At 60.9% G+C, this 19,222-nt stretch carries 16 protein-coding genes; 5 read left to right on the top strand and 11 right to left on the bottom strand.

Going from position 1 to position 19,222, the window contains the following annotated elements; all coding sequences use genetic code 11:
- Positions 1 to 418 precede the first annotated feature (418 nt).
- The 5 genes from HHL26_RS23615 to HHL26_RS23595 all read right to left on the bottom strand — a co-directional run bounded on the left by HHL26_RS23615 (position 419) and on the right by HHL26_RS23595 (position 7,557).
- On the bottom strand, positions 419 to 1,591 hold the full coding sequence (locus HHL26_RS23615; RefSeq protein ID WP_066559086.1) for an acyl-CoA dehydrogenase family protein: 1,173 nt from the start codon (positions 1,589 to 1,591) through the stop codon (positions 419 to 421).
- 1 nt (position 1,592) lies between these two features.
- Complete coding sequence (locus HHL26_RS23610; protein ID WP_066559088.1) at positions 1,593 to 2,606, bottom strand: acyl-CoA dehydrogenase family protein; 1,014 nt, start codon at positions 2,604 to 2,606, stop codon at positions 1,593 to 1,595.
- 114 nt (positions 2,607 to 2,720) lie between these two features.
- On the bottom strand, positions 2,721 to 4,337 hold the full coding sequence (locus HHL26_RS23605) for a thiamine pyrophosphate-binding protein (RefSeq protein WP_066559090.1): 1,617 nt from the start codon (positions 4,335 to 4,337) through the stop codon (positions 2,721 to 2,723).
- A gap of 78 nt (positions 4,338 to 4,415) precedes the next feature.
- On the bottom strand, positions 4,416 to 5,813 hold the full coding sequence (locus tag HHL26_RS23600; RefSeq protein ID WP_169576881.1) for an aromatic ring-hydroxylating dioxygenase subunit alpha: 1,398 nt from the start codon (positions 5,811 to 5,813) through the stop codon (positions 4,416 to 4,418).
- 67 nt (positions 5,814 to 5,880) lie between these two features.
- Complete coding sequence (locus HHL26_RS23595) at positions 5,881 to 7,557, bottom strand: FAD-binding protein (protein ID WP_158511748.1); 1,677 nt, start codon at positions 7,555 to 7,557, stop codon at positions 5,881 to 5,883.
- A 743-nt stretch (positions 7,558 to 8,300) separates the two neighbouring features.
- Between HHL26_RS23595 and HHL26_RS23590 the strand changes: the two genes are divergently transcribed.
- Together HHL26_RS23590 and HHL26_RS23585 are read left to right on the top strand one after the other, a co-directional pair.
- Entirely contained in the window at positions 8,301 to 10,916 is a 2,616-nt protein-coding gene (locus HHL26_RS23590; protein ID WP_169576880.1) for a TonB-dependent receptor, read from the top strand.
- Between the two features lie 186 nt (positions 10,917 to 11,102).
- Positions 11,103 to 11,945 carry an acyl-CoA dehydrogenase gene (locus HHL26_RS23585; protein ID WP_145907349.1) on the top strand — a complete coding sequence of 281 codons (843 nt, stop codon included), beginning with the start codon at positions 11,103 to 11,105 and terminating at the stop codon, positions 11,943 to 11,945.
- 325 nt (positions 11,946 to 12,270) lie between these two features.
- On the opposite strand, the gene HHL26_RS23580 is transcribed toward HHL26_RS23585, so the two are convergent.
- The 6 genes from HHL26_RS23580 to HHL26_RS23555 all read right to left on the bottom strand — a co-directional run bounded on the left by HHL26_RS23580 (position 12,271) and on the right by HHL26_RS23555 (position 17,011).
- Complete coding sequence (locus HHL26_RS23580; protein ID WP_066559100.1) at positions 12,271 to 12,744, bottom strand: SDR family oxidoreductase; 474 nt, start codon at positions 12,742 to 12,744, stop codon at positions 12,271 to 12,273.
- A gap of 54 nt (positions 12,745 to 12,798) precedes the next feature.
- The gene (locus tag HHL26_RS23575) at positions 12,799 to 13,776 is read right to left on the bottom strand and encodes a hypothetical protein (protein WP_066559102.1); all 978 of its coding nucleotides are present in this window, start codon (positions 13,774 to 13,776) and stop codon (positions 12,799 to 12,801) included.
- A gap of 70 nt (positions 13,777 to 13,846) precedes the next feature.
- Positions 13,847 to 14,152 (bottom strand): 2Fe-2S iron-sulfur cluster binding domain-containing protein, encoded by a 306-nt coding sequence (locus tag HHL26_RS23570; protein WP_066559107.1) that lies wholly within the window; start codon positions 14,150 to 14,152, stop codon positions 13,847 to 13,849.
- Between the two features lie 81 nt (positions 14,153 to 14,233).
- Positions 14,234 to 15,526, bottom strand: a complete 1,293-nt coding sequence (locus tag HHL26_RS23565; RefSeq protein WP_066559109.1) for an amidohydrolase family protein — start codon at positions 15,524 to 15,526, stop codon at positions 14,234 to 14,236.
- 28 nt (positions 15,527 to 15,554) lie between these two features.
- Positions 15,555 to 16,010, bottom strand: coding sequence for a hypothetical protein (locus tag HHL26_RS23560; RefSeq protein WP_087575151.1), 456 nt, complete (start codon positions 16,008 to 16,010; stop codon positions 15,555 to 15,557).
- A 572-nt stretch (positions 16,011 to 16,582) separates the two neighbouring features.
- A complete protein-coding gene (locus tag HHL26_RS23555; RefSeq protein ID WP_082748920.1) occupies positions 16,583 to 17,011 on the bottom strand; it encodes a heme-binding protein in 429 nt (142 codons plus the stop codon).
- A 521-nt stretch (positions 17,012 to 17,532) separates the two neighbouring features.
- Between HHL26_RS23555 and HHL26_RS23550 the strand changes: the two genes are divergently transcribed.
- The 3 genes from HHL26_RS23550 to HHL26_RS23540 all read left to right on the top strand — a co-directional run bounded on the left by HHL26_RS23550 (position 17,533) and on the right by HHL26_RS23540 (position 18,942).
- Positions 17,533 to 17,871: a hypothetical protein gene (locus HHL26_RS23550; protein WP_066559117.1), complete on the top strand. Its 339-nt coding sequence runs from the start codon at positions 17,533 to 17,535 to the stop codon at positions 17,869 to 17,871.
- Positions 17,872 to 18,033: 162 nt separating this feature from the next.
- Positions 18,034 to 18,423, top strand: a complete 390-nt coding sequence (locus HHL26_RS23545) for a hypothetical protein (RefSeq protein WP_169576879.1) — start codon at positions 18,034 to 18,036, stop codon at positions 18,421 to 18,423.
- A gap of 69 nt (positions 18,424 to 18,492) precedes the next feature.
- Positions 18,493 to 18,942, top strand: a complete 450-nt coding sequence (locus HHL26_RS23540) for a cupin domain-containing protein (protein WP_066559121.1) — start codon at positions 18,493 to 18,495, stop codon at positions 18,940 to 18,942.
- The last annotated feature ends 280 nt before the right edge of the window (positions 18,943 to 19,222 follow it).

The raw sequence follows: 19,222 nt of genomic DNA, 5'->3' as shown, positions 1-19,222 counted from the left end.
ATGCCGCCGCGCGAGTGGAACATGGCGAAGGCGCAATTTGCCGTTCTCTTCGGCGAACGCTTCATCAGGGCCATGACGGCCTGATGGTCAACCGCCTCGCCGCACACGAAATTCCTGACAGCCCCGGCGATCGCTATTATGCGCTCCCAGTCCAAATGGGCGGCGATCGCGCCCGCCCCCCTCTCCGAGATGGTATGCCTCGTCGGCCTTGAACCGGTGGAGCGATAGCTTGTCCTCCTCAGCGTATATCGCAACCGTGCGAATGCCGAGCTCGGTCGCAGCGCGAAACACGCGGATCGCGATCTCGCTGCGGTTCGCGACGAGGAGACGTGAAATCTTCACGGTTCGCAACCCTTCTCTATGATTGCTCGACAAGGCCTTGGGACTTCCGGCCCATGGCCGAAAGCCGGCAGGAGACCTATCGCGACCGCGGCAACTCCAACACACGGTCAGCAATGATTTCCTTCTGAATCTCGGAGGTGCCGCCGGCGATGGTGACCACCCAGCTGTTCATGAAGTCGTAGGCCCACGGATTGCTCGCGCGGCTCTGGTCATAGTCGAGCATACCGAGACCCAGTATCTCCGTGACCACCTCGCCCAGCGCCTTGTATGTCCCCCCCACCAGCAGCTTCACCATGGAACCCTCCGGCCCCGGAGAGCCGGTACGATCCACGTTGGAAACGTTGGCCACCGCCATCGCCCTATGGCCCAGCCCCTCAGCCTTCAGTTCAGCCAGCTTATCTGCAATCGCGGAATCCTCGATCGCCAGACGGCCATCGGGAAGCCGCGTACGGCGGGCCAGATCTATGGCCCGCTCGACCTTGGCGCTGAGGCTGATCTGGTCGCGAAGGAAGGTGGTCCCGCGCTCAAACGCCAGCGTCGACATGGCCACGCTCCAACCGGCGTTGATCTCGCCCACGACGTTCGAGACCGGGATGCGGACCTCGTCGTAGAAGACCTCGTTGATCGCCGACTCGCCCATCATCGTTTCGATGGGACGGATGGTGATCCCGGGCGAGCGCATGTCGCAGATGATCCAGGTGAGCCCCTTGTGCCGCTCGGACGTGGGATCGGTCCGGACGAGCAGCTCCTGGTAGTCCGCGGTGCTGGCCCCGGTCGTCCAGATCTTCTGACCGGTCACGACGACGTGGTCGCCGTCGATGATGCCCCTGGTCTTCAGGCTCGCAAGGTCTGAGCCAGCACCGGGCTCCGAGAAGCCCTGGCACCACAGGGACTCCCCCCTGAGTATCCTCGGCAGGTGGAACGCCTTGAGCTCCTCGCTCGCTCGGGCGATGAGTGTAGGACCGGCGTGCGTCTGGGCGATCGACATCAGCCCATAAGCGGGGGCGTTGGCGCGCTCGCACTCCTCGAACCAGATCAGCGACTGGATTCCGGTCAGCGCCGCGCCGCCATACGCCTTCGGCCAGTTCAATCCGGCCCAACCGCCTTCGTAGAGCCGGCGCTGCCACGCCTTGTCGTAGGCAGCCGCCTCCTCGCGAGACGACGGCCGCGTCCCGGGGACGTTCTCCTTGAGCCAAGCCCGCGCCTTTTGACGGAACTCGACTTGTTCAGGTGTATAAACCAGGTCCAAATCAGACCTCCATCAGCTGATCGTTGAGGACTTGGTGAAGGGCGGCTTTTTTCCGTCCAAACATGTTCGAAAGCACTATGCCGCGCTTGAGAAAGAGGTGAGCGTTCATCTCGCTCGTAATGCCGACCGCACCGTGAAGCTGAATGTTCGCGTCAGCGTTCTTTCTGGCTGCTTCCTGCGCGATGGCGCGGGCCGCAGCCACCTGCATGGGCGCGTCGCCGCGTCCCATTCCCAAGGCAAGCGAAGCATAGTAAGTTTGGCAGCGCGCATGCTCGGCTCGAGCAGTCATCTCCGCGATGGGATGGCGAACCGCCTGATAGGCGCCGATAGGCCTGCCGAAAGTCTGACGAAACTTCGCATATTCAAGGATCATATCGCGAGCGCCCTCCGCCTGGCCGACCAGCATCGCGGCCGCGAGCAATGAGCCGTGCCACCAAATCTGCGGATCTCCCGCTCGTGCCAACAGCGGCGCATTATCCAGATCAAAGCTGCGCATCACGAGCGTATCATCGAGGCATGGGCAAGCCTCGCCTGCCATGCTCGCAACATCCACCAGTTCAGCCTTGGCGGGTCGAACAAAGACGGCCATCGCGCACTGCCCAGATGAGAGCAGTCGGACGCGCACGCGGCCATTCGATTCCGGCCCGGACGAGACCTCCGGCAACGCGATTCCAACTGCGACCTCCCCGCTGAGTATTGTCTCCGCCAGCTTGGTATTGCCCGCCACCGCGGCGACCCGGGCACCCAGGACGCCCCCAAGCAGCGAGAGGGGGCCGAGATTACGACCTAGCTCACGGAATAGCAGCACCTCCTCGGCATAGCTCAGGGCTAGGCCGCCCCATTCCTCCGGCATGCTCATGCGCAGCCAACCCAGATCTGCGAAGGTGCGAAGCGAGGCGTCATCGACGGCCTGCCGCTGATCGCCCTGGAGGCGTTCGAGGGGCAGCTCGTTGGCTATTCCCTTGCTGAAGGCAGCTTGGAGGCCTTCCTGCTCTTCCGTCAATAAAAGGTCCATCGCAACCTACGCTCCGCTAATCCGAAATATCTCAATTCTGCCGCAATCCGCACCGCCCAGACTTGGACCGCCGATTAGCTCGATGCCGTCCTGGGTGCCCGTCCCTTCCCTCGCTCAATGGAACGGGTTCGGCATGGTCAGCGTGTCGATCTTGAGATCGATCAGAAGGGGACCCTTCCGGTTCTGGATCGCCTCGATTGCCTTCTCCAGGTCGTCCTCGTTCCGCACGGTGACCCCTTGGCCTCCGAGAGCCTCGGCCAAGGGGGCGAAGTCCGGCCAGTTCATAAGTGCGATGTCATGCGGCAGATCGCGCACGGTGAACTCTGCGACCTCCATGCCGTAGGCGCTGTCGTTGCAAACGACACAAACCAGATCCACGCCCATCCGGACCGCCGTATTGAATTCCAGCAGGCCGTTGTTCATGAAGCCACCATCGCCAGTGACGAGCAGGGTCGGCAGGTCGGGCGCCGCGAAAGACGCGCCTACGGCGGAGGCGAGACCTAGGCCGATGCAACCAGACATGATCCCGAAGTAGTAGAGCTGCGGGTTCTTGACGCGGAAGACCTTGAGACCCTCCACCACGAACCGGCCGCAGTCGTTCACGAGGACGCGATCCCTGGGCAGGGCGTCGCCAATCGCAGTCAGCGCTTTGTAGAAGTCGACGGTCGTCTCGGTCGACGTGTCCGGCAGTTCGAGATGGGACGATGCCAGACGTGCCGGCAGGGCGGGATCCAGGTAGCCGCTCGGCGGGATTTCCGCCATGTCCAGCAGGCCGATCAGAGCTTCGGCGACAAGGTCGACCTCGCCCAGCAAACCTGCGTCGGGTTCGACGAACCTGCAGATCGCCGCCGGATCATTGTCGCACTGGATGACCCGCTTGCCCTCGATGAAGGCGCCCCGGCTGGTCGTGTAGGAATTCATCGAGCAGCCGAAGAACAGCACGCAGTCGCTGGCGACGATCTCATCCACCGCCGCGGGGGTCGACAGGGTTCCGAAGACCCCCAAGTTGAAAGGCTCGCCTTCGAAGAGCTCCCTGGCCTGAACAGTCGTCGCGAGAAGCGCGCCGATGCGCCCAGCCAGCTTGATGAGCGCAGCCTTGCCACGCTCAGTGGCCGCGCCGCGGCCCGCCACGATGATAGGCTTCGATGCCGCGGCGATCATCCCGGCGGCGTTGTCGAGATCGTCGCTCGCCGGCACGAGCGCCCGTCGCTCGAAGTTCAAGAGCTTTGTCGGCCGGTACTCGATATCAGCCCACTGGAAGTCAGTCGGAAAGTTCAGCGCGATAGGCCGCTTCTCGAGCTCCGCGCGGCGAAATGCCCGCGCGATGTCACCCAGCAGCGTCTCGGGCGAGATTGCCTCCTCGAACCCCGCGCCGATCGACAGCACGAGTTCCCGCTGGGCGATGTTCTGGGTGCTCTCCCGGTTGGTGTGGGCGGTGTCGCCGCACAGCAACACGAATGGGACACGGGACTTCACGCCCTCGACAAGCGCGGTGATCGAATTACACAGCCCGGGCCCGTGGGTGACAGTCGCGACGCCCACCTTGCCCGCGCACCGACCATATGCAAGTCCCATGAGGACCGCGCCGCCCTCGTTCCCGGCCGGCACGTAACGGCCGCCAAGCTTCCTGAAGGTGTCCAGGACGAAGATGTTGGCGTTCCCCAAGACGCCGAAGATCGGGTCGACGCCGTGATCCAGCAGAGCGCGCGCAACAGCCTCGTGCCCCTTCATCGTCCTCTGTTCTACCACTGACAAACGCCTAACTCCTTTTAGCGCCGGCGATCACGCGGCTGACACGCCGCGGACCGCTCACTTCGCGAGATACTGGTCGACCATGCGGTGCATGTTGCGGCAGCGCATGTCCGTGTAGCGGCCGAACGTGAGTTCACCGTCCGGTCCAAGAGCCCTCAACCCCTCCTGCTGGGGCCCCATGTTCGCGACGTCCTGATCGAGCAGTCCGCCAAGATACGAACCGTTGAATTCCGGAGCGTCGCCAAGCGCTTCTTCGGGACCGAGAAGCCGATACTGGGCGGGCGGCGGGTTCGTGCCCTTCGGCTTGATCTTCATGAGGAAGATTTCCATGAGGCTGCGCTCGTGATCCAGCCCCAGGGGGCGGATACGGTAGCAGATCTTCACGGTGAACCCGCCCCAGATGTGGGTATTAGGGAAGAGGTCGTAGGAGAATCCATCCACGAACTCCCCGTCCGAAAGGTCGGAGAAGTCGTAGCCGGTTTCCTTCTCGAGGTTCTCCCGCGCCATCTGCGCGAGGTAATTCCTCATGGTCTGTCCAGGCTTGATGGACTTCGCCAGATCCCTGCCCGGAGGACCTCCGCGGCTGCCGTTCGTGAGCGCGAGCCTGACCCGCTGCTCGTCCGAGAGGTGATCCGGCCCGCTCCACGCCTCGCTGATCACCCCGAGAGGCACGACGAAGCGCGTCACGTGGTCGGAGATGAGGTCATACTGGACCTGGTCGTAGCCGGAATAGGGAACCGCCTGCGCATGGGTGGCGACGACGTGGGAGGACTCCAGGAACGCCTCGGCAACCGCCTTCCAGTTCGCATCGACAACCTTGCCGAGGTGTAGCGCCTTGTAGCAGTCGTTGATCCGGAAGTGGTCCATGTGCTCTGGATAGTCACCGAGAAGGCCCAGCATCGGCTCGGCGTCGGGATCGAAGTTGATGAAGATGAACCCCGCCCATGTCTCGAGGCGCAGTTCGGGAAGCCCGAACTCCTCCTGGTCGATCTGCGGGAAGTCCCATTCGAACGGATTGTGCTGGAACGTTCCGTCGATGTTCCACACGAAGCCGTGGTAGGGGCAACGCAACTGCCTTTTGCAGCCGCCATGCGTCGCCAGCTTGCGTCCCCGATGCAGGCATACGTTCTGAAGAGCCTTGATCGAGCCATCCGGCTGACGGACGATCAGCACCGACCTTCCAACCAGATCGAAAACGTAGGTGTCGCCGGGGTTGGGGATCTCCTCCTCACGGCACGTGTATTGCCAGGTCTTAAGCCAGACCTTGTCGACCTCCTTCAAGAAGTGCTCGCGACTGGTGTAGTTGCTCGCTTTGATCGGCTTCACACCGAGGTCGACCGGATTGTGATAGCGGGATACCGGCGGCGCGGGCGGATCGACATCCCGGTCAATCACCTGTTGGTAGGTTATCCCAGGTGCCTTGGCGATTGGGTCGGCGGGATCGAAGTTCTTCACATATTGTCTCCTGGCGTTCAGGACCGTTGATGGGTTGGGGGGGCGACAGCCGCGCGGTCGGGAGCGGCTACCCGGACGACGCGACCGCCTTCGCTGCGATGAAGCCGAAAACCGCTGACGGGGCGATACTGGCGCCAGCACCCGGGTAGGTAGCCCCGAAAGTTGGCGCAGCTATGTTACCTGCGGCATAAAGCCCATCGATAGCCGTGCCGTCGTCGCGAAGCACCCGGGCATTCTCGTCGCAAACGAGGCCGCCGGCCGTGCCGACGTCTCCAGGAAAAAACTTCACTGCGTAGTACGGACCCTTGTCGATGCGCCCTAGGGTCGGGCTGGGCCGGTGAAACGGATCCGCATAGTAGGAGTCGTAGTTGCGGTCGCCGCGCCCATAGTCCTCATCGCGTCCCTTATCCACGAGGTCGTTCCAACGTGAAACGGTCGCGGACAACTGCGAAGCGTCGATGCCGCAAAGACGCGCAAGATCCTCGATCGTGTCGGCGCGCTTCATGTAGCCGCTGGTGAACCACTCTTTCGGAGTCTGGAATGGCAATCGGCCCGCCCAAGCATAACGACTTCGATTCCGATGATCCATGATGGCCCAGCATGGCACAGCGGGACTGGCCTTCTGGCGCGCATACATCGACATGCCCGTCGCGACGTAAGATCCGGCCTCGTTTCCGAACCGCTCACCACTCTGATCGACGCCGATGCAGCCCGGCTTCGCCAGTTCCGCGGCGCAGAACGCTCGCTGTCCGCTTGGCAGGATCGAGGTCGGAATCCACCAAGCGAAATCCATCTTGTCAGTAGCCGCGCCCAGTTCGACGGCCTGCTCCATGACCTCGCCGGTGTCGCCCGGATTACTGGCCGTCCAAGCCGTCGAACTCGGCGTCGGCCCATGCTGCTCGCGCATCCTCGCGGAATGCGAGAAACCGCCGGCAGCTAGGAGCACGCCATGGCGGGCGTGGAACTCGAAGCGCTCACCATTCCTAGAGCACCGAACTCCCGTGACGCGTCCATCGTCAGTCAGCAACTGCTCCATCGGCATGTCGATGACGACCGGTACACCTGCGTCCAGAACCAGCCTGAGCAGGCGCGTGACCAGCGCCGCTCCCAAGCCCAGATAATGTTTTCCCAAGATGCGCTGCTTCGCCATGCGATAAAGCATTCGCCCGACCATAGCCGCGCCCTTCAACCTGGCTTGGGCAAGAAGGATGTAGCGCATCTCCGAAGTCATCAGCGGATATGGGTTCGCTGTCCCATGAAGGTGGTCATACCAAGGGCCAAGGATGTGCCCGTCCACAAGTTCTGACTCTATCGAGCGGCCCTCAACCAATCCGCCAGGAAGCTCGTCGTGGTAATCGGACCGATATGCGCAATGCTTGAACGGTATCCCGCGATCCTCAAGAAACCGAACCATTTCCGGCCCCTCGGCAAGAAACGCGCGCCACCGCTCGGGTGTCGAACCGCGACCTCCATCCTCACCGACAAGGTTCGTGAGGTAGGTCCATGCCAGATCATGGCTGTCCTGCACGCCCTCCCGATCCAGCACCGGACTTATCGGGATCCACAGCACGCCACCGGACAGACCAGTTGAACCGCCGACTTTGCTCTGCTTTTCAACAATTATAGAGGAAAGGCCCAGCGCCTTCGCCTTCAGAGCTCCAATGAGCGCCCCGGCCCCGCTTCCCACAATTACGAGATCATAGTCGCGTTGCCCGGAGGCTGGGACGTCTCCCGGACGGATCACGCCACACCCCCATGTTGCGTCTTCAACACCGCCAGCAGGTTCGCCACGCATTGATAGGCGACAACGTGGGCGCTCTTCTGCCCCCTCAACGTTTCAGGACCAAACACGCGATGCGCCCGCTCACCTGGAGCGTTCAATCTGTTCGTTGTGACTTTCACCAACCCTCATCCCACTTGCGGCGCACAGCCGTCGATCCAGCGCATTGAATGCGCTCGCATGGCTCGAGGCACCGTTTCTTATGCTCATCCTTAGAAAGGGTCGCATGGCTCCGAGGATGGGACTATTGTGTATTGAGATGCGTGTGTCGGCGGTAAGCACTACTGGGCAGAACCAAACTGGCGGCATGCATGAAGGAGCCGCTGATCAACCGCCTGGCGCGTCACACTTCCAGGATAGAGCCCACCGCTAATGAACTCCTCGCTCATTCCGATTGAACCCGCTGACGATTTCAGGCTTAGGGCGCCTTTGGCGGTCATAATGGACAAAAGCCGTAAGCCAGCCAGAAAAAGACACTTATCTTCCCCCCCTGTCTTGTTCAGCCTGACTAGCGCGCTGACCTTGCGATCGAGCGCGCATCCAACGAGAACAGGCTCCGAGGGGAATTAGGCGACATGCCAGGACACCACCTGCTCTTCGTCACAGCGCCACTCGACAGTTCTCAACAGACGTAATTGAGCTTTCTTAACGTCGAATCCGCCAGGCAAGCGACAGAATATATTTATAATTCTAACATGAGGGAGGGAATGATGGGTAAGGTAACGAGTGAGCGTTCAGCCGCGAGTGGGCTAAATCGCCGGCTGTTTCAGATTTCGGCAGCTTCGGCTTTGGCGCTAGTCCTTGTCGTACCAGAGGCCAGCGCTCAGGCGGCGGAGCAAGGAGAAAACTCCACCAGTGGCGGCGTGGGCGATATCGTCGTGACAGCCCGTCGTCGTGAGGAAAAGCTACAGGACGTGCCTCAGGCAGTCAGCGTCATGAGCCAAGAGCAGCTGAAGACGGAGAACGTGCGCGACCAAAGCGATCTTCAGCAGAAGATACCTTCGTTGAGCGTGGCAAGTCGTTTCGGACGTACCGGCGGAACCTACGCGATGCGCGGCTTGTCAGGCCAAAGCTCGTCCACTCCCACGGTCGGCACCTACTTCGCGGAAGTCCCGACGCCCACCAACAATGTCGGGTACGACGGCAGCGCCGGGCAGTCGCTTTATGATCTACAGTCAATACAGGTTCTCAAGGGTCCGCAAGGCACGCTTTTCGGGCGGACCACAACTGCGGGTGCCGTGCTCGTCACGCCGGCCGCGCCCGACCTTCACGACGTAAAGGCGAGCGGCACGCTTGCTTTGGGGAACCTTGATTATTTCCAAGGCACGCTAGCGGTGAGCGTACCCATTGTCGATGGCATCCTCGCCATTAGGTTCGCCGCCAACTACAATCACCGCCGAGGCTACACGAGGGTCATCGGCTCAGACAAGCGACTGGACGAGCTGAACAACGAATCTCAGCGAGTGAGCCTGCTGTTCCAGCCAACTGATTGGCTCAAAAACACGACGATTTATGATCGTTTCCATGCAGACCAGTCCTCAAGCTCCTATTTCGCCGTCGATACGCCGGCGAATTTCGGCTTGTTCAACCTTCCGGCCAACACGCCTTTCTTCAATGGCGTGTGCGCCCAGTCGGTGGCCGTGGGTCTCTCTTCGAGCGTGGCGGCATGCTCCGCGCAGCGCTTGGGAATTCTAGCATCGCTGAAAGCCAATATCTCAGCCGAGGTGGCGCGCATCGCCCAGGGTGGTGACGAGCGTCGTCGGGTCAACGCCGGGAACACCACGTTCTTCCAGGACAGGAACACGCATGAGACCCTGGTCAACCGGACCGAACTCACGCTTCCCGATATCGGCCCGGTTCAGCTACAGCTGAAGAACATCTTCGGGTACCAAACGACCAAGGGCTATTCCGGCGTAAACGTCGGTGGCATCGACGAATTACTTAACCTCTATATCGGTGTGGGTGCGGGGCTCGCCGCAAACCAGGCTGGCAATAAGGCGGTAATCTCAACCGGTCCGGTCGAGAAGTTCTACTCGAACGAAACACAGCTTTCCGGCAATCTGTTCGATGACCGCTTGATATTCGTCGCCGGTTACTACTATCAGCACGCGCCCAGCACCTCCGATTTGGCTCATGTCGGCGGTTTGCAGAAGACCCTCGGTGGCGTCACGACAGTCAATCTCGGCTTCTCCGCCGGGCGCCCGTTCACGGTAGGTGGACGTGCGAACCAGAGCGCCTTCTACGGTCAGGCCACGCTAGGTCTGGACGGGCTGGTAGACGGCGTTCATCTGACCGCCGGCGTTCGCAAGACAAAAGATGATTTCATCCTGCGCACCCAGGCGGCCGGGATCAATCCTCTGACCGGCGTGCTGTCGCCTTCCATCGTCACGATCAACACGACGACGGGCGCCATCACCACTACACCCTCGCCAATCGCGACGCAGACCCTGAAAACCAGCGGTGTTAACTATAATTTCTCGATCGACTATAAGGCGACGCCGGACCTTCTGATCTATTTGACGACCCGCAAGGGCTACGTCCCCGGGGGCTTGAACAATTCGATTGCCGCTGGCGCACCGGCGTTCAAACCTCAATATGATTCCGAAACGATCAAGGACGTCGAAGCGGGTATCAAGTGGGACTTCAACCTCGGTGACACGAATGGTCGTTTGAACGTTGCAGCATACGAGGCACGCTATTCGGGCATACAGCGGTCGTTTACGTCGATCGTGAATGGAGCCGCGACCTCCTATGTTGCCAACGTGGCCAAGGCCAAGCTGCGCGGGGTTGAGGTCGAACTCACGGTCCTGCCCATTTCAAATCTGCGCGTAGGGATCAACTATTCGTACAACGAGGCCAAATATACGCAGTGGCTTGGAGCCGATCCTTATGGCGCAGCGCCAGCAGGAACGAACATCGATCTGTCGAACAACCCGTTCCAGAATGCTCCGAAGCACAAGGTGAACCTCAACGCGACCTACGACATCCCTCTCTCCGGCAACAACGGGACCATCTCGTTGACTGGTCAGTATACCTACCAGTCCGAATCGTCTGGCCTTACGGCTGCGGAGCGATACGCCCAGATCTACGGTACAGCCGGGCGACGGGCGGCCTATGTGAACGGTTACGGCCTCGTCAACGCGCGCATCGACTGGCAGGATGCTCTCGGCATCAAGAATGTCGTCGCCAGCTTGTTCGCTCGGAACGTCTTCGACAAGGTTTATCAAACCTCGGCCACAGCTCTCAACAACACGTTGGGCGTTTCGACGAAGCAGTTCGGCGAGCCCCGCGTGATCGGTGCGAGCCTCTCCTTCGACTACTAAAGGCTGTAATGTGATCGATCGAATGGTTTTCATTCGATCGATCACTTCGCGACGGCCGAACGCACTGCTCTCCTGATCGCATAACAAATCTCGGACGACGGCGCTGCCGCGCGGCTCAGCATTCTTCAGAAGAAATTTCAAAGCCTCGTCGTCCCCAATAATCTCAACTTAGGCGAAACCCAAAAGATGGACGATCCGGAGCCCTTTATTGACCGTATGGCGGTTCAGCATGACTGGTCGGACGAACGGAGGTTCGCGCGGCTGGCGGCTACTCTAGACCATGACACATCCCCGTGGCCGGCGGCGGTAGTGCCGCCACTTGGCCACTGGCTCTGCTTCCTTCCAGGCGAACGTCAGAGCTTGATCGGCGCGGATGGGCATCCTACGCGCACCAAGGATGGCCTGCTTCCCGATGTCGGGCTCCCGCGCCGGATGTGGGCCGGCAGCAGGATCAGTTTCCTGCAGGATATGCCGCTGAACGCTCCAATCGAGCGAACGTCCACCCTGATGGTGGCAGTACCAAAGAGCGGTCGATCCGGCAGGATGCTCTTCGTCACCGTCGAGCATCGCATCAGCGTAGCTGGAGGCGATGTCGCCATCGTCGAGGAACAGGATATCGTTTATCGCGAGGCGGCCGCTCCGGGCGGATCATTCGTCCGAACCGCGGCCGATCCAGGCGAGAGCGACCCCACGCTCTTGATGGTCACGCCGGATCCGGTGATGCTGTTCCGATACTCCGCGCTAACCTTCAACGCCCACCGCATTCACTATGATCGCCAGTACGCGCGCGATGAGGAAGGCTACCCAGGATTGGTGGTGCAAGGCCCGCTGATCGCCACTCTGATGCTTGACCATCTGTTGCAGCACTCGAAGTCTCGCGTCGCAAGCTACAGCTTTCGCGCAGCCTCGCCCTCGTTTGCAGGCGAACCCATTGCTCTGGGTTTTAGGCAGGTCGGCAACGAAACGCAGCTACGCGCGGTCGGAAGCGTCGGTGTGCTCATGACTGGCACCGCGGAACTCAAACCATGAGCACTGCGCTCTCTCCTGTTTGTTCCCGCAGACGAGGAGGCCCGTCTCCATCGCCATGATTGACGACGGCGAAGCTTGGGCACGGGGCGTTGAGTGCGCACCCACGATGGAACGGGCTGCCAAAGCCAACTAATCAGACCTCGCTGGGCCGCGGCCCCCTCACCTCTATTTCCGTCACTCTTTCAAAGACATTGGCCAGCCTCGCCCTCGCGCTGCAATGGGAGGTGCGTGAATTGCGCAGTCAGTTGCCCCTTCCTTCGCAGGGTGACGGGCGATAATGGGCTAAATCATCAAAGGCCAAACGAACGGAGCGACACGCACTCCTTCACCCTCCCCGCATGACTGGAATGAGCGCGCCGGTGACGGCGCGCACGGCGGGCGAGGCGAGAAACAGAATGACCTCCGCCATCGCCTCCGCCTTTACCCATTTCGAGAAGTCCTCGTTCGGCATGTCCTGACGGTTGGTCGGCGTGTCGATCACGCTGGGGATCAGCGCGTTGACCGTGACGCCGGTGCCGGCGAGTTCCTCGGCCAGCGCCTCGGTCAGGCGGTGCACACCCGATTTCGACGCGGCATAGGCACCCATCCCCGCCTTGAGCGCGGGCAGCGCCAGCTTGGTGATCGTGGCGTTGGTCATCAGGTTCATCGCCTGCATCTTGGCCCAGGAGTCGAGGCCGCCGTCTTCGAGCGTTTCCCAGGTGAAACCGCCCGCGACGTTGACCAGGACGTCGATCCCTCCATGCGTGGCGGCAACCCGGTCGAGCGCGGCCTGTGTGGCCTCGGCGTGGGTGAGGTTCACGCCGCCGATGTCGAGCGCGCCGGCAAGCGGCTCACAGCCTCTCCCGGAGGTCGCCTAGGCCGCCGATCTCGCCGGCTGGACGCGATCGCCAAGCGCATGCATGAGTGTCCCAAGATATCCCGGAATTGACCGGGGCCAGCCGTCAGCCTCTGCTTCGCAGTCAAGGAAGCGGCGATCTCCCAGGACGATCAACTCGCGCAGTCCAGCGTCGAGAGCCTCCACAGCGTCGCACCAGTGGTGCGGATGCTGGATCCTGACGTCCCCCTGGCTATAGACCGTGTCGCCGATCCTGCAACTGCCGGAGACCACGATCCGGACCAACTCCGTTCCAAACCGGGCGCGCGCCATGGCGCGGCGGTTTGGATCGACGTCCGTGCATATGACCATCGGCCCCCGCCTGGGATCCCCCATCAGGGCCAGCGACGCGCGCACACCGGGGGACACTTCATCCCAATTTGCACGATCCTCGTAGCTCCCGTTGAGCTTTCCCATCCGGAGTTTCGGCGCCAATGTCGTCGCAATAGCGGAAGGGCCTGCCCCCATGGCCGGATCGTCGGACATGACGTCGCCTACCGTCCCGAAATCGCTAGCGATCCCCTTGAGCATCTCGTTTTCTAGATTGGGATGGAACTCCACGGCGGGCCGCATCTTCTGACCGCGGCTGTCGCCCAAGACCACAATCTCCCATTGGCCTTCAGGGCCGTAAGTGACCTCGCCGTGCCCTGGATAGACGCGCCAACCTTCCTGGAAGCGGAATTCGCCCGCGCCGTAGACATCGGGCTCCATGTGAATCCGCCCCTTCAATGCCACCCTGAAGCTGTCGCTGGCATGCGCATGCGCGGGAGAGACGGGAAGGATCGAGTGTGGCGCGGCATTGAGCAAGCTGATCACGGGCCCAGCCTCCTCGTCCCCCACCATAATCAAATTAAACACGAAGGCGCCCCCCTTGAACTGATACCAGTCCCGGGAATCGTGGAAGCTCATGTCGACATGGTCTTCAAACGCCTTTGGCGCTCCACGAGTACGAAACATTCGAGGCTCCTCTCAGAAATCTACGAAGTCGCTCAATCAGAAGCGGCATTTTCTTATGGATCGAAGAAGTTCAGTCGAACGTGATCTTCACATTGGGGGTCAGGGGCTTTGCCTGGCAGCCCAGTACGTACCCTTCCGCGATGTCACCATCATCCAGGACTTCATTGTGGTCCATCGAGACCTGCCCTTCGACGAGTGTGCAAAGACAGGCGCCGCACTTTCCCACCAAACAAGAAAAGGGCGGCGTAAGGTCAGCCTGGAGCATGACGGCGACAAGCGAATGAGCGCTGGACCAGCTGAGATTGTGATCCGTGCCGCCCAGCACCACTTCGAGGTCGGCGGTGATGATGGCCACTTCGGATTCAATGGATACCATAAAGTCTGATCCTCGCCGGGCTCGGCACTAATGACCCAGCCAACTCAGAGTGAATGGGAACCCAGCCTGCCGATGCATGGGCTACTGCTTCACGATATCTCCGCCCTTCATTACGAACTCGACGTGCTCGAGCACGCTGATATCGGCTAGTGGGTCGCCGGTCGTCGCAATCAGATCGCCGAAGCGTCCGGGCTGGATGCTGCCGACCTTGTCGGGGGCGCCGATCAGCTCAGCCGCATGGAGCGTGGCCATCTGGATCGCTGCCATCGGCGGAATGCCAGCCTTGGCGAGCAGCACGAACTCATGGGCGTTCTGACCAGGCCGCGTGTCCGTCCCGAAAGCAATGCGGACGCCCATCCTGTACGCCGTGAGCACATTCTGCCCGGTCAGCCGACCCAGGGTGGTGATCTTCTGCCGACCGGACTCGCTGAGCATTTCCGGATGGGCGGCCGCCAGGTTACCCAGATCGAAACCGGCCTGGAGCGTCGGGACGAACCAGGTTCCCTTGGCCTTCATGAGCTTGAAGGTCTCGGCATCGGCAAAGGTGCCATGCTCGATAGAATCGACGCCCAGCGCCGCGGCATGTTCCACCGACGTCTTGCCATGGGCGTGAGCTGCGACCTTCATGCCTAGCGCGTGCGCGGTGTCGACGAACGCCTTGATCTCGTCGTCTGTCATGAGCATCGCCCGGGGATCATCGCCGTCGCTTGCCATGCCCCCGGAGATGGCGATCTTCACAAGATCAGCGCCCGCCTTGTGGCGGGAGCGCGCCAATTCAATGGCGTTCTCCGGACCGCTGACGACATTATCGTCCCACTCTGGCTTGTGCAGGGCTGGGTCCAGCCCCATGCTCATGTCTCCATGCCCCCCGGTCGGCGCGATCATCCCGCCCGAAACCCAGAGACGCGGTCCCATGACCTTGTTCGCGTTGATCGCCTTCTTCAAACTCACCACGACAGGGGTGTAGCCGGATACGTCGCGAGCCGACGTGAAGCCTCGTTCCAGCAAGGCGCGCGAATTGCTGATCCCGGTGACTAACTGGTCAGTCGGGGGAGTCTTCACCAAGTAATTGATGATCGGCGCTTCAAAGTTTATCGATAGATGGACATGGCAGTCGATAAGTCCCGGAAGGACCGTTTTGCCGGTCAGATCCACGACCTCGTAACCCGCTGGCGCGAGGTAGCCGCCAGTCACTTCCTGGATCACACCGTCGTGGATCAGGATCGAAACTCGCTCTCTCGGTTGGGCCGAAACACCGTCGATAAGCCTTCCGGCGTGCACCACCACGTCCTTCGCGAAGCTGGCCGCGGGGACACACAACACACCGGCCGCCATCGCCAAACGGCCGACAACTCCGAACAATCGATTGCCCATTCTCGATCCTTTCATCCCCGCGCCACGATCACTCGGGAAGATTCTCGAGGGTGCGCTTTCCGATGGAGGCGATCATCGCGGCGTGTTCGGGGCTGGCATCGGCAGAGGCTCGAGGAGCCATGCCCTGAATGTCGCCGAATATCTCGACCGACATGCAACCCTCGGGACCTGCGGTAAGGGGCCCGTAAAACTCTCCCGGGCCCGACGTGAAGACGTCACCGGAACGCAACTCCTGCCCATCCGGCGTGAGCACCGATCCCTTTACGACAACCTCCATGCGATGCGTATTATGGGCATGACGCTCGAGAACGTGGCCTGGGGGAAGCTGCAAGAGCATCACTGAAGCAGGGTTGTCTGACTTCTCACCGAGCGCGACAACGCCAAGGTTGATACCCTGTTCGTGAGCGATCTCTCGAGCGAACCCGAACCCGTCCGTAGTCATCTCCGCGAGTACGTCGCATTCGGAATGCCGATATATTCTCATGATCCTCTCCCTACTGCTGCTGCTGCAACACGATTATCGCGCGACAGTGCTCAACGAGGACATCCGCGATAAGTGCGTTTTGGCGCGTCCCGGGAGAATTCGACTGTTATGCATGCCCGGCTTGGGCGGCGCACAGTTCTTCTGGAGAGAGACAGATGCCTCTCACCATGGTCATCGGCGCTTCTGAACTACGGCCTCCAGTTCGCGGGAACTCCAGCTCTCAGCCCAGCTCAGCCGCGGCGCATTCCAGGCAGGCCATGCAGACCAATGCTGAAGCCGATCCCGAAAAATCGCCTCGTGCCTTCCGCAGATGTCGACAACTTCAAACGCTGCACCCGCGGTCGCGGGCGGCTGGTGTTTCCTGGCATACGAATGGCCCACCGTGCCCGAAGGCAGCGGTGGGCCAAACTTTCCTCCCCAGAAAACCTCTTGTGTTGGAAGCCTGACGATCCGTTCTGGAAACCCATACCGGCTGCGCCAAGTTGGTCGGAAGTAATAGAGGTTACCCATGTACAAAAAAGACCAAGCCAAGCCGCGATGACCGGGCGGTAACCAACCATACGCGCGAGGATTTACGTTTGGGCGTTGAGCCCGGCGGCGGCGATACCACTGAGAGCGCAGATTTCGTCGTTGTCGGACGTATCACCGGTGACGCCAACAGCCCCGATCGGCCGACCTTCCGCATCAACGACAAGCACGCCACCGGCTGCCGGAATGATGCCTTGAGGCGCAATGGCGCTCAAGCTCGAAACAAAGGCCGGACGCTCCAACGCCATTTCGCCTATCTTCCTGGTCGAGAGGCCGAGGGACAGCGCGCTTGACGCCTTGCCGCACGCTATCTGCGGACGCAGCGTGGAGCTCCCGTCCTGCCTTTGAAGCGCGATCACGTGCCCCCCGGCGTCGAGCACAGCGACGGTTAGCGGCTTCAAGCCCAACTCGGCGCTTTTGGAGAACGCGCCAGCAAAGATGGCATTGGCATGATCAAGTGAGATAAAGCCCAAACCAGACTCCTCCATTAGATGTTGCGGATTACGTCTCCATGGCCCTGCCGCGCATTTTGAATGAACGAGGCGAGGGGCACGGCGACAACATGGCACGCGCCCAAGCCCACCAAGGTTCTGCCGAAAGCTTTCAATGACTAGAGGGCCACCGAGAGCTGCACCGCATCATGCGGTGACTTGAATTTGATTAGCGACTTGGTCATCTCAATCTCTTCTCCGTCCAAGATACCTCGCCTCGCGTTCGAACCCCTCCGCCACGGAAGTCCATCGCCGGACTGGGCCTGGTCGCATTTCGGGTGAGCTAGATGCAGTCTCCAAGGGAGGCTGATAAATGCTTTTTCTGCCTCGACCTGCCATGAACGCCTTAGTCGGTTCAGAGCCGAAGATGCCTCGCGCACGCGTCATGATGAGATCATTGGAAGCGCGATTGATGCGCCGCCGCCTCAAGCACATCGAAAACGCATTTATCGGACCGCCGCCACTTAGGTAACGATAACGCCATCTATAAGTGGAGGGATGTAATGGCAGCAGAGGCGATGGAGGGCGTGTACGCGCCTTCGAATGCGGCCGCGCTGACGGACCTCAGCGACGCCAGCATTTTTCATCACAATCAACATTGGCCGATCTTCGCCCGCCTACGCCGTGACGATCCGGTGCATCATTGCACCACCAGCCCCTATGGGCTCTATTGGTCGATAACCCGGTACAAGGACATCATGGAGGTTGACAGCAACCACCAGGTCTTCTCGTCGGCGAACGCGACCTCGCTCGACGAAACCCGTGCCAGAGGACTAAAGGCGCGGCGACCGCAGAAGGGAGCCCAAATCGCCGCTATCTCAAGCCTTATTCGCTGGATGTGATCAAGGGCCAAGAGAAGGCAGCCCGCGGGCCCAATGATCCCTCCTATCGCCGACCGCTGGAGGTGCCGCTGACACGTAAGCAGCAATATGAACGCCTCAAGTCAGCCCACAGCGGCGCCTGACTTACCACGAAACACAGGGATCGAAGTAGGAGCACAAAAAGTGGCCACGATGAAACATAAGGACATCTTCGCGCGCGACATTGAGTGGATCGCGGGCGACGAAGGAGTCCGCTTCGCCCAATTCCTCCTCGACCCTAATGATGCCGAGGAGTCTCCTGCGGTCATCCTGGCCAAGTTCGAGCCCGGTGAGGAAATCCATCCTCATACCCACGCCTGCAACTACCTGGAATACATCGTTCAGGGATCGCAAAAGGTCGGCAAGATCAATTTCGAAGCCGGGGACGTCCGCTGGGCTGCGGCCGGCACAGGCTACGGCCCGATCAAGATTGGGCTTGAAGGCTGCACGGTGCTGATCGTGTTCGAGACCGCTTCGAAATCGGCGCCGATATTGCTCGGCAAGGCTCGAGGATTGGCCGCCGCGGCCCAGTAGGACACCGCGCCGCGAATTCAGGGCGGTAGTACATTACAATGAAAACGGTCTGGCAGAGAAGGATAGATCATGGACCCGCGCAGTTTCTCAACACTTCACATTCATAGCGACGAACTTCCTTGGATCGAGTTCGTGGGTGGCGTCCAAGTGCGCATTCTCCATGCCCGTCCCAGCGAGGATTTCATTGTCACCCAGATCAAGGCCAGCCCAGGCGCCGAAAGCGGACTGCACCGGCATCTCGGCCCGGTCTTCGGATGGACCGTATCCGGCCATTGGGGCCATGATCGCAATTTTGAGTACCGTCCGGGCACCTACATCTTCGAGACCCCGGGGGTCATCCACAAGTTCATCGCCGGCAGCGAGCCGGTCAACGCCGTGTACATCAGTCATGGCACGCTCGAGCACATCGATCCTCAAACCCGGGAGGTCACTCAGTCGATTTCGCCGACCGGATATCTCGAGCACTATTTGGCAGCGTGCGAGAAGGCCGGTTTCGGCCGGCCAAACTTCCTGACCTGAAGGTGCTCCTTCGCCCCTCAGGGGCGCGCGAACGAACATGGCGATATCGACAGGGGTGCGCGAAATGGCTTCAGCATTCGCCGATCGCCCCCTTGTTCTGCCTGCCCCCCAATGGACAAACCGCCATGCCAATTGACTATCCTGCAATCCTGGGGTGTCAAACGGCGTTCAAAAGGGACCCCCGATCGGCGTCGAAGAGGGACCCCCTTTTCAGATAATATGATGCTGGTTTGTTGAAGATGGCCTTGCGCTGCGTGCGGCGGAGGGCGGGCGTAGCCCG

Source organism: Sphingobium sp. TB-6, assembly GCF_012927365.1.
In the GTDB taxonomy this organism is placed as follows: Bacteria; Pseudomonadota; Alphaproteobacteria; order Sphingomonadales; family Sphingomonadaceae; genus Sphingobium.
Note: the sequence above shows the minus strand (reverse complement) of the source record. Positions and strands in the feature narration are given on the sequence as shown.

What these genes read in the sequence shown, in the direction of transcription:
- HHL26_RS23610 (WP_066559088.1), bottom strand. Translation starts at nt 2,606, where the DNA reads ATGGACCTTTTATTGACGGAAGAGCAGGAAGGCCTCCAAGCTGCCTTC.
- HHL26_RS23605 (WP_066559090.1), bottom strand. Translation starts at nt 4,337, where the DNA reads ATGAAGGGGCACGAGGCTGTTGCGCGCGCTCTGCTGGATCACGGCGTC.
- HHL26_RS23590 (WP_169576880.1), top strand. Translation starts at nt 8,301, where the DNA reads ATGATGGGTAAGGTAACGAGTGAGCGTTCAGCCGCGAGTGGGCTAAAT.
- HHL26_RS23585 (WP_145907349.1), top strand. Translation starts at nt 11,103, where the DNA reads ATGGACGATCCGGAGCCCTTTATTGACCGTATGGCGGTTCAGCATGAC.
- HHL26_RS23575 (WP_066559102.1), bottom strand. Translation starts at nt 13,776, where the DNA reads ATGTTTCGTACTCGTGGAGCGCCAAAGGCGTTTGAAGACCATGTCGAC.
- HHL26_RS23570 (WP_066559107.1), bottom strand. Translation starts at nt 14,152, where the DNA reads ATGGTATCCATTGAATCCGAAGTGGCCATCATCACCGCCGACCTCGAA.
- HHL26_RS23565 (WP_066559109.1), bottom strand. Translation starts at nt 15,526, where the DNA reads ATGGGCAATCGATTGTTCGGAGTTGTCGGCCGTTTGGCGATGGCGGCC.
- HHL26_RS23560 (WP_087575151.1), bottom strand. Translation starts at nt 16,010, where the DNA reads ATGAGAATATATCGGCATTCCGAATGCGACGTACTCGCGGAGATGACT.
- HHL26_RS23550 (WP_066559117.1), top strand. Translation starts at nt 17,533, where the DNA reads ATGGCAGCAGAGGCGATGGAGGGCGTGTACGCGCCTTCGAATGCGGCC.
- HHL26_RS23540 (WP_066559121.1), top strand. Translation starts at nt 18,493, where the DNA reads ATGGACCCGCGCAGTTTCTCAACACTTCACATTCATAGCGACGAACTT.